This window comes from Streptomyces sp. NPDC060198 (assembly GCF_042728415.1).
In the GTDB taxonomy this organism is placed as follows: Bacteria; Actinomycetota; Actinomycetes; order Streptomycetales; family Streptomycetaceae; genus Streptomyces.
The window spans coordinates 1-1,370 of sequence record NZ_JBHWZJ010000679.1 but is presented as its reverse complement, the minus strand read 5'-3'; the positions used below and the strand labels follow the sequence as shown (position 1 = coordinate 1,370).

General features: G+C 70.0%; 1 protein-coding gene. It reads right to left on the bottom strand.

Annotated features, from left to right (window positions below):
- Positions 1-66 precede the first annotated feature (66 nt).
- A complete protein-coding gene (gene ispG, locus ACFWEP_RS34675; protein ID WP_387376289.1) occupies positions 67-1,221 on the bottom strand; it encodes a flavodoxin-dependent (E)-4-hydroxy-3-methylbut-2-enyl-diphosphate synthase in 1,155 nt (384 codons plus the stop codon).
- Positions 1,222-1,370: the final 149 nt, after the last annotated feature.

Here is a 1,370-nt window from a genome sequence, read left to right as displayed (position 1 = left end):
GTGTCGTCCTGGCGGGGCGCGGAGGGTACGGCCGGCGGTCGGGTACGCCCCGGCCAGGTCCGGTGGTCAGCTGACGGCGACCTGGGGCTCGCCCGAGGCGACGCCGTCCTTCTCCATCTGCTCGGCGATCTTCAGCGCCTCCTCGATGAGGGTCTCGACGATCTTCGACTCGGGGACGGTCTTGATGATCTCGCCCTTCACGAAGATCTGGCCCTTGCCGTTGCCGGAGGCGACACCGAGGTCGGCCTCGCGGGCCTCGCCCGGGCCGTTGACGACGCAGCCCATGACGGCGACGCGCAGCGGCACCTCCATGCCTTCGAGGCCGGCGCTGACCTGGTCGGCGAGCTTGTACACGTCGACCTGGGCGCGACCGCAGGACGGGCAGGAGACGATCTCCAGGCGGCGCTGCTTGAGGTTGAGGGACTCCAGGATCTGGAGGCCGACCTTGACCTCCTCGGCCGGCGGGGCCGAGAGGGAGACGCGGATCGTGTCGCCGATGCCCTCGGAGAGCAGCGCACCGAAGGCGACGGCGGACTTGATGGTGCCCTGGAACGCCGGGCCGGCCTCGGTGACGCCGAGGTGCAGCGGGTAGTCGCACGCGGCGGCCAGCTGCCGGTAGGCGTTGATCATGACCACCGGGTCGTTGTGCTTGACCGAGATCTTGATGTCCCGGAAGCCGTGCTCCTCGAAGAGGGACGCCTCCCAGAGGGCGGACTCGACCAGGGCCTCGGGGGTGGCCTTGCCGTACTTCTTCAGCAGCCGGGCGTCGAGGGAGCCGGCGTTCACGCCGATCCGGATCGGGGTGCCCGCCGCGCCCGCAGCGCGGGCGATCTCCTTGACCTTGTCGTCGAACTGCTTGATGTTGCCCGGGTTGACCCGGACCGCGGCGCAGCCTGCGTCGATGGCGGCGAACACGTACTTGGGCTGGAAGTGGATGTCGGCGATGACCGGGATCTGCGACTTCCTGGCGATGGTGGCCAGCGCGTCGGCGTCGTCCTGCGTGGGGCACGCCACCCGCACGATCTGGCAGCCGGAGGCGGTCAGCTCGGCGATCTGCTGGAGCGTCGCACCGATGTCCGAGGTGCGCGTCGTCGTCATCGACTGCACCGAGACGGGAGCGTCCCCGCCGACGGCCACCGATCCCACCTGGATCTGACGGCTGACGCGTCGGTCGGCGAGCTTGATCGGAACGGCCGGCATTCCGAGAGAAATCGCAGTCATGCGCTGAGCATCCCCAAGGTGTGGATCGAGGCCCGGAAATCGGCGGGCTACAGCTTTCGAGGTTACGGCACCGGGGCTCCGGCGGACGCATCCCCCGGGTCGAAACACCCACGGGCACCGGACGGCGGTGCGGCCGGGCGCCACCCGCC